This window comes from Cupriavidus sp. GW821-FHT07C08, assembly GCF_059419025.1.
Genome location: NZ_JBWKQZ010000064.1, coordinates 1 through 8,667 on the forward strand (window position 1 = coordinate 1; position 8,667 = coordinate 8,667).

4 protein-coding genes and 3 pseudogenes are annotated in these 8,667 nt (G+C 69.3%); 4 read left to right on the forward strand and 3 right to left on the reverse strand.

From position 1 onward, the window contains the following. The first annotated feature begins 73 nt into the window (after positions 1–73). A pseudogene (locus tag AC07UK_RS38555) lies at positions 74–829 on the forward strand (IclR family transcriptional regulator). A gap of 12 nt (positions 830–841) precedes the next feature. On the opposite strand, the gene AC07UK_RS38560 reads toward AC07UK_RS38555, so the two are convergent. Then, positions 842–3,625 carry a hypothetical protein gene (locus tag AC07UK_RS38560; protein ID WP_436224432.1) on the reverse strand — a complete coding sequence of 928 codons (2,784 nt, stop codon included), beginning with the start codon at positions 3,623–3,625 and terminating at the stop codon, positions 842–844. A 56-nt stretch (positions 3,626–3,681) separates the two neighbouring features. Between AC07UK_RS38560 and AC07UK_RS38565 the strand changes: the two are divergent. After that, positions 3,682–3,845, forward strand: a pseudogene (locus AC07UK_RS38565) (OPT family oligopeptide transporter); the annotation flags it as partial. A 26-nt stretch (positions 3,846–3,871) separates the two neighbouring features. Here the strand turns inward: AC07UK_RS38565 and AC07UK_RS38570 are convergent. Then, positions 3,872–4,849 (reverse strand): DedA family protein/thiosulfate sulfurtransferase GlpE, encoded by a 978-nt coding sequence (locus AC07UK_RS38570; protein ID WP_436224433.1) that lies wholly within the window; start codon positions 4,847–4,849, stop codon positions 3,872–3,874. A gap of 414 nt (positions 4,850–5,263) precedes the next feature. Between AC07UK_RS38570 and kdgD the strand changes: the two genes are divergently transcribed. Next, positions 5,264–6,178 (forward strand): 5-dehydro-4-deoxyglucarate dehydratase, encoded by a 915-nt coding sequence (gene kdgD, locus AC07UK_RS38575; protein ID WP_494685815.1) that lies wholly within the window; start codon positions 5,264–5,266, stop codon positions 6,176–6,178. Between the two features lie 114 nt (positions 6,179–6,292). After that, the gene (locus AC07UK_RS38580) at positions 6,293–7,819 is read left to right on the forward strand and encodes an aldehyde dehydrogenase (NADP(+)) (RefSeq protein ID WP_436224434.1); all 1,527 of its coding nucleotides are present in this window, start codon (positions 6,293–6,295) and stop codon (positions 7,817–7,819) included. Positions 7,820–7,992: 173 nt separating this feature from the next. Here AC07UK_RS38580 and AC07UK_RS38585 read toward each other — a convergent pair. After that, positions 7,993–8,356: pseudogene (locus AC07UK_RS38585) on the reverse strand (IS21 family transposase); the annotation flags it as partial. Positions 8,357–8,667 lie beyond the last annotated feature (311 nt).

Genomic DNA, 8,667 nt, shown 5'->3' on the forward strand with positions numbered 1-8,667 from the left:
AGGACAGGGGCGACGCTTTGCGTCGTGCGCTATCCCTCCCCAGCCTGAAGGCCGAGGTTTCTCGCGCAAACGGATGACACTCAAGACACTGGACGGTGCGCTGGCCCTGCTGACCCACTTCACCGTGCGCCAGCCGACCTAGGGCGTGCGTGAGCTGGCCAAGCACAGCGGCGTGCACTACGCCGTGGTGCACCGCGTGCTGGCCACGTTTGCCGCCAACGGCTTCCTGGTGCAGGACGCGGCCACCGGCAAGTATTCGCTGGGACTGCGGTTGTTCGAGCTGGGACAGGTGGTGCGCAAGAGCTTCTCGCCCGACGAGATCGTGCGCCCGGTGCTGGAAAAGCTCGCCGCGCAAAGCGGCGAGACCGTGTTCCTGTCCTGGCTCGATGGCAATGAGGGCCTGTGCGTGGGGCTGGTGCAGAGCCAACACCAGCTGCGCTTTTCGATCGAGCTCGGCGAGCGCTTCCCGCTCTATGCGGGCGCGCATGCCAAGGCCATGCTGGCCTTCCAGGACGATGCCTTCCGCGATGAAGTCTACCGCCAGGGCCTGGCGCGCATGGCCCCCCACACGACGCTGGACCGCGAGCGCATCGAGCAGCAGCTGGCCGAGGTGCGCGAGCGCGGCTGGGCCCATACGCGCGAGGAAGCCGCCGCCAGCGTGGCCGGCCTGGCGTTGCCGCTGTGGTCGCGCGACCGCAGCGCGGTGGTGGGCTCGGTCGCCATCGCCGGGCCGCAGCAGCGGCTGGACGAAGCCGCGGTACCGCGCCTGCTGGAGGCGCTGCGCGATGCCAGCGGCCGGCTGGAAGACGTCATCGGCTTCGTGCGCTGACGCGCAGTCTCCTCACACCAGCAGGGCCTTGCCCACGGCCCCGCCCAGCACGCGCTGGCCGATCGCATGGCCCAGCGCGCGATAGCTCTCCCATTGCGCCTCATCGAAGAACTGGTCGCCGGTGGCCTCCTGCGGAAACGCGGGATGGGTCGCGCCGTAGTGGCGCACGTCGGCCGGCGCCCATGACACCAGCCGCGGCTTGAGCAGCACGATGCGGCAGGTGCGTGCGCGTGGCGCCCCGCACTCCGGGCCGGTGCGAAAGACGTTGAGCAGCACCGCGCATTTGTCGCCGGTCGGCGCGCCCGGCAGGAAATCATCCGGCACGCCGAAGACACGGCTCAGCACCGGGTGCGTGGTAGCAGCCTCGGTATCGACCACAATCTCCAGCCCATGGTCGATGCGCGCCAGCCGGATCAGGTTGGCCAGGTCGCCAAAGCGGTAGTCGGGGTCGCCCCCGCAATCACACAGCACGATCAGCGAGACATCGCGGCCCGGGCGCAGCAGCTCGTACACGCCGGTGTTGTCGAAATGCCCGCCATCGGACAGAAATTGCCAGCCGCGCCGCGTGCCGTGGAAGCGCGCGCTCAGTTCGCAGCCCAGATAGTACTGCGTGCGGAACAGTGCGATGCCCGCGGCCAGCCACGGATGCGTGGCGCGTTCCGGATGGCGCCTGGCGCGGCCCCGGCGCCCGCCTTCGCGTGCGTGGCTGGCCGGATACGACGGCCACCATATGCCCAGCCGCAGGTTCGCCAGGCCAAGCAGCATTGATGTGCCCAGCGTGGTCGCGCGCCCCAGCCTGGTGGAGACGGCCGCGCCCGAGATCGCCATCCAATCTCCCACGGTGCGCGATTCGGCCAGTTTGCCCGACGACGGCCATGAAACGTCGGGGCAGCAACCCCGGCCGTCGATGGTAAAGCGCGCGTAGGCGTCCGGCGGGATCGCCGTCGCCACGCCGGACTGCACCACGCAGGGGCCGGGCGCCAGGCACAGCGGCTTGCCCTTGCGGTCGCGCTGCACCAGTTGCTCGGCCGGGTCGACGGTGAGATTCAGCGTGACGTTGATCAGGTGCAGCGGCGCCAGCACGCGCGGATCGTAGTAGGTGTTCAGGCTGAGCTGGTCGCCGGGCACGGGCTCGGCCACGCTGAAGCGGGCGCGCCGGCTGCCGTCCTGGTCGGTCGTCGGATCGGGCGGCGCAAAGCGCTCACCGTTGGACGCCCCCAGGTACGCGCGGGTGAGCCGCGCCGCATAGAACGGCTGCAGCGTCGACAGGTTCAGGAAGCCCGCGAAGCGTCCCACCACCAGCGCCAGCGCCAGGCTCACCACGGTCAGCATGGCCAGCGCCGGGCCGGTATAGGCGTTGCCGAACACCAGCCAGTCGACCGGCTCGCGCCCGTCCCAGCGCACCCACAGCACCAGCCACGACCACAGCACGAACAACAGCAGGGCCAGCACCGCCGCCACCGCGCCCGCCAGCAGCGATACCGGCAGCCGGGCACACAGCGCGCGCCATGGCGTGTCGGTGCTGCCCTGGCGGCCGGCGTCGCGCCAGCGCGAACCGTAGCGCACCAGCCAGACCAGCACGCCCAGCACGGTTGCGGGCAGCGCCGCGCCCCACTGGTGGTGGGCCTGGTGGGCAAACAGGTAAGCGGTGCGTGCGATGGTGTCGGCAATGCCCAGCGCCGCCAGCCACAGGGTCAGCGTCAGCGCGCCACGCAGTGCGCGCGTGGCACGCACGCGGTAGGCGGCCACGGTGCGCGGCTCGCCCTGCAGCAGCGCCAGGCACCACAGCACGCCCAGCAACGTCAGCACGCCCAGCGCGGCAAAGAGCTTGCCGATGACCAGCCCCGAACCGAGCCATTCCGACCAGCGCGCCGCGGCCAGCAGCATCAGGCCCAGCAGCGTGGCAAGCAGCGGCGCGGGGCTCAGGAAGCGGGCCGTCGCCTGCGGGTCGTTGGCGCGCGGGTAGATCAGCCAGTAGGCCAGCCCGGGCGGCACCGCGCCAGCCAGCGCGGTTGCCAGCGGCAGCCACAGCAGCGTGCTCCACCAGATCGCGCATTCGCCCTGGTTGTAGGCCTGCCGCGCGTCGTGCAGCAGGTCCATCTCATGGCGCCCCAACCCGTAGGAAACCCCCACAGCAATGTGTTGCCCGAGCGCCAGCGCAGCCAGCAGCACCAGCAGCGCGCTGCCGATCACGAAATGCATGGCCAGCCAGTTGCGCACGACCAGCGCGGCGGCATAGAGGTTGTCGCCGGCACCGGTGGGCGACAGGTAGCGGCCGTTCTCGCGCAGCCATGCCACCGCGCCGCGGCCGGGTTCGGCGGCATAGGACACCGAGGTATGGATGCGCCCCGGCGGCTCGCATTGCAGCGTGTGATAGGCGTCGGTGGCGGCCTGGACCGGGCCTGCGCCGCGGCGCAGGCGGCCGGGCACGAACAGGCTGACGAAGAAGGCGCCGAGGTAGCCGCCGCCGCTGACGGTGGACAGGTAGTCGAACTGCGCCAGCAGCGAGGCCAGGCCCGGCACGGTCTGCGCCGCGGCGGCGCTGGCGGCCGCCGGCGTCGCGGCTTCCGGCGCGGGGGCCGACGCTGCCGCCTTGGCGGGCATCGCGGTGCCCGCCATCGCCTGCATCACCCCCAGGCAGAAGGTGGCGCTGCGGATGCCGCCGCCGGACAGCGCCAGGGCCCAGTTGCGCTGCCCGTCGCCGGTCCGCGGCGCAATGCCGAGCTGGCGGCGGCGCTGGGCGATGCGGGTGGACTCGTCGCCGGATCCGCCGGTTCCGTGGTGTTCCGCGGCCATGCGCGTCCTCCCGGTAGCAGTCGGTCTGCGCCAAGTATAGGCGGCGGCGCTCCACCGTTGGCATCGCCGCGATGCATTCGGGCTGGTTCCCGGCCTTCGCGGTGGCGCTGATCACGCTGACCATCGGCATCCTGATCGGCTTCCCGCCGACGGCGCTGGCGGTGCTGGTGGGCTTCTCGGCCGCCGCCGGCCGGCCTTTGCCGACATGGGCTACGCGCTGAGCGCAGCGCCGACGGCCTGGCAGGTTCAGGCGGCTTCGGCCGGCCCTGGCTGGTTGGCCGCCTCGGTCGGGGCGGTGCCGCCGTGGCGCCGCTTCCACTCGTCGAAGCCGCCGGCCAGCGCCCAGGTCTTCGGGTAGCCAGCCACGCGCAGGCGCTCGGCCAGCAGCGCGGCGGACAGTTCATTGGGGCAGGCGCAATAGACCACGATGTCGGCCCCGGCGTGCGGCACGCCCAGCGCGTCCAGGCTGTCCAGCGCGCCCTGCATGTCGAGCACCACCGAGCCGGGGATGCGCTCCATCGGTGTGTCGCCGTGGGCGCGCACGTCGATCACCACCGGCAGGATGCCGGCGAGCCGGCGCGCTTCTAGTTCGTCCACCGTCATGCGCGGCACGCGCCGCGTGCGGCGCAGCAGCCGGAGGCGGCGCCACCAGCGCCACGCCAGGAACAGCGCGAACGCCACCAACAGCCCCACCACGGCCATATGCCCGTAGGCGCTGAACGCCTCCAGGATGGCATCGATAAAATCACTGAACACCACGCCGATCAGCAAGGCGCTGCCAGCCCAGACCAGCGCGCCGATGGCGTCATAAAACAGGAACACCGGCAACGGCGTGCCCGTCATGCCCGCCATCGCGGTGGACAAGGCGCCGGCACCGGGCAGCAGTTTGGCAATCACCAGCGAGCGCGGCCCCACGCGCAGATAGAGCGACTGGGTCTGGCGGATGCACGAGTCCTGCGAAATCGATACCCGGCAGATTGTGCGCAGCATCGGCTGCCCCAGCCGGCGTCCGGCGAAGTACCAGCCGGTATCGGCAATCAGGCAGGCGAAGATCACCGCAGCCAGCACTGCGCCGATCGACGGCCCGGTTTCCTGCACGCCCAGGGCGCCGGCGACAAACAGCATCGGGTACGCCGGCACCGGCAGCCCGGCCTGCTCGACCAGCACGTTCAGGAACACCAGCATCAGCCCATGGTTTTCCAGCAAGGCCTGTAACTCTCCCACTATGTTCTCCCCGTCAGTCCAGGATGCCAGTGTGCCAGTCGCCGGGGACCCGTGCACCGGCAGCTTTACATGGGTGTTTCAAATTTCCTGAGTGGACGGCGCGCCGGCTGGGAGCCGCCCTGACCTACGTTGTCCTACAACATCACATTCCAGCCTCACCGGACCTCACCACAGTACGACCGCCGCCATCGCAGGCATGAAGTGCCCCTGACTGCGCGTTTCTGTCGTTTTTTGGGCGCCCGCAAGGCTTTCCAGCGGACACGCCGGCCGCATCCCGGTTAACCCCGAATGATTGCCTGCCCTATTGCCTTCGCCAAAACCTTGTCGTACGATGACTGATAACTCGGATGACCTGCGCCGCCGCAGTCAGCCGCCACTGCCACCCGGGCCACTGGCCCGCTCAGGATTGCCGCAATGCTCGCACCCAACGAACTCAAGCAAATCGTCTCTGAAGGCCTTCTGTCCTTCCCCATCACCGACTTCGACGCCCAGGGCGACTTCGCACCGCAGTCCTACGCGGCGCGGCTGGAGTGGCTGACCCCTTACGGCGCCACCGCGCTGTTCGCTGCGGGCGGCACCGGCGAGTTCTTCTCGCTGACGCCGCAGGACTACTCGGCCGTGGTCGACACCGCCGTGCGCACCTGCGCCGGCAAGGTGCCGATCCTGGCCGGCGCCGGCGGCCCGACCCGCACCGCCATCGCCTACGCGCAGGAAGCCCAGCGCCTGGGCGCGGCCGGCGTGCTGCTGCTGCCGCACTACCTGACCGAAGCCAGCCAGGACGGCATTGCCGCACACGTGGAGCAGGTCTGCAAGTCGGTGGACATCGGCGTGATCGTCTACAACCGCGCCAACTCGAAGCTGGATGCGACGCAGCTCGCGCGCCTGGCCGAGCGCTGCCCCAACCTGGTCGGCTTCAAGGACGGCGTGGGCGACATCGAGGCCATGGTCAGCATCCGCCGCAAGCTGGGCGACCGCTTCTCTTACCTCGGCGGCCTGCCCACGGCCGAGGTCTATGCCGCGGCCTACAAGGCGCTGGGCGTGCCGGTGTATTCGTCGGCAGTGTTCAACTTCATCCCCAAGACCGCGATGGACTTCTATCGCGCCATCGCCGCGGACGACCATGACACCGTGGGCCGCCTGCTCGACAACTTCTTCCTGCCCTACCTGGCCATCCGCAACCGCAAGGCCGGCTATGCGGTGAGCATCGTCAAGGCCGGCGCCCGCCTGGTCGGCCGCGACGGCGGCCCGGTGCGCGCACCGCTGACCGACCTGACCGGCGAGGAAATGGAAATGCTGGGCGCGTTGATCAACAAGCTCGGACCGCAATAACCGGCACATAAGCGGCACCCAAGCCGTCCTCGCATTGCATCTCGACAGGCCGGCCGCGGGGCACATGCCCTCCGGCCGGCCTTCCCGTTCCAAACGCTGACAAGGAATCCTTCCATGCACATCACCGGCGACATGCTGATCGGCGCGCAAGCCGTGCGCGGCTCCGAAAAACCGCTGCAGGCCATCAATCCCGCCACGGGCCAGGCCCTGGGCCCTGATTTCCACGGCGGCGGCCAGGCCGAGGTCGAGCGCGCCTGCGCGCTGGCCGAAGCCGCATTCGACACCTACCGCAACACCACGCCGGAACAGCGCGCGGCGTTCCTCGATACCATCGCCACCGGCATCGAAGCGCTGGGTGACACGCTGATTGAACGCGCCCACCTGGAAAGCGCGCTGCCGATCGCGCGCCTGCAGGGCGAGCGTGGCCGCACCGCCGGCCAGCTGCGCCTATTCGCGACCGTGCTGCGCGAGGGCCGCTGGCAGCAGGCCACCTTCGACCCCGCGCTGCCCGAGCGCAACCCGCCGCGCCCGGACCTGCGCATGCAGCGCATCGCCATCGGCCCGGTGGCAGTGTTCGGCGCCAGCAACTTCCCGCTGGCCTTCTCCGTGGCCGGCGGCGACACCGCCGCGGCACTGGCCGCGGGCTGCCCGGTCGTGGTCAAGGCGCACTCGGCCCACCTGGGCACGTCCGAGCTGGTCGGGCGCGTGATCCAGAAAGCCGTGCAGGCGGCCGGCCTGCCCGAAGGCGTGTTCTCGCTGCTGGTGGGCGCGGGCAATGTCATCGGCACGGCGCTGGTCTCAAATCCGGCGATCCAGGCAGTCGGCTTCACCGGCTCGCGCGCCGGCGGCATGGCGTTGATGCGGACGGCCAACGCACGCCCGCAGCCAATTCCCGTGTATGCCGAGATGAGCAGCATCAACCCAGTGTTCCTGCTGCCCGCGGCACTCGATGCGCGCGGCGAGGAAATCGGCCGCCAGCTGGTGGATTCGCTGGTGCTGGGCGTCGGCCAGTTCTGCACCAATCCTGGCCTGGTGATCGGCATCGAAGGGCCCGCGCTCGACAGGTTCCGCGCCGCGGCGCTGGACGCGCTGCAAGGCAAGCCGGCAGCGACCATGCTGACGCCCGGCATCCATGCCGCCTATGAGCAGGGCGTGGCGCAGCTGTCGTCGCTTGACGGGCTGCAGCGCATCGGCGACGGCGTAGACAGCAACGGGGCCAACCAGGCGCGGCCGGTGATGTTCGAGACCACCGCGGCGCAGTTCATGGCGGATCATCGGATGCAGGCCGAAGTGTTCGGCCCGTCGACGGTGCTGGTGGTGTGCCGCGATCTCGACGAGATGCTGGCCATGGCGCGGCAACTTGAAGGCCAGCTGACGGCAACCATGCAACTCGATGATGGCGACCACGCCGCCGCGCAGCGCCTGCTCCCAGTGCTGGAACGCAAGGCCGGGCGCGTGCTGTGCAACGGCTATCCGACCGGCGTTGAAGTGGCCTATGCGATGGTGCATGGCGGACCATTCCCGGCGACTTCAGATGCGCGTTCGACTTCGGTGGGGGCGACAGCGATCGACCGGTTCTTGCGGCCGGTTTGCTACCAGAACCTGCCGCAAGCATTGTTGCCGGCGGCGGTGAAGGGATAAGTAGGAAGCAGCCCCGCAATGTGCGGGGCTGTTGGACAGTCGTGCGCCGGTGCGCTGGATAATTGCCGCTACCCCAGGCGGACGCTCCCCTCTCCCGCGAAGTGACATCTGCTGGAGAGCTGTGCCGACGTGCGCCGGATCCAACCCTCTGCTTAATCGCAAGCTTGCGATTACTCACCGGGAGCGAACTCGAGGCGGTCAATCTGCTCGGGCTCGCGTTGTACAAGCCGGCCGGCGAAGCGCTTGACGCTGTTGTAGGCGCCGGTGAAGCCGAACTGATCGACCAGGCCCCGGTAGATGGCCGTGTAATTGCGCCGCAGGCGCAACTGCGCCTCGATCCACTCACGATACGGCTCACAGGACGTGAGGCGATTCGCCGGTGGCCGGGGTGGGGGAATTTACCTCCGCATGACGCTGTGCAAGGCGGCGGATGGTTTTGCGGTCAACGCCGGTGACGCGCTCTATCTCACGCTGGCTCTCGCCGGCGGCCAGCAGTGTCAGGACGGTAGTTTGCAGATGTGGCTTCATGACGTTCACCCCCTTGCGTCTGGAAGGTCCGCCATATTGGCGGCCATGACTTGGGGCTACAAGACAAGATCAGTCTTGGATCGAGCCATCCAGGTGCGCAGTGCGCGTCTCCCTTCTTCATCATGTGCCATGCCTAGGGCGATTCGCACGGTTGGGCTTAGGGCGGCTCTGGCAAGCGTGAATCTTCGCCCTTCAGGCTACAGACGGATATCAACGGAGGTGGGCGTGGCGAATAGCTTCGGCTCCTTGCCGAGCGGAAACCCGATCACGTACAGGACGTTAGCTGGCATTGGCCTGTCCGGGTCCGAGCCCCCCTTCAG

What these genes read in the sequence shown, in the direction of transcription:
- AC07UK_RS38560 (WP_436224432.1), bottom strand. Translation starts at nt 3,625, where the DNA reads ATGGCCGCGGAACACCACGGAACCGGCGGATCCGGCGACGAGTCCACC.
- kdgD (WP_494685815.1), top strand. Translation starts at nt 5,264, where the DNA reads ATGCTCGCACCCAACGAACTCAAGCAAATCGTCTCTGAAGGCCTTCTG.
- AC07UK_RS38580 (WP_436224434.1), top strand. Translation starts at nt 6,293, where the DNA reads ATGCACATCACCGGCGACATGCTGATCGGCGCGCAAGCCGTGCGCGGC.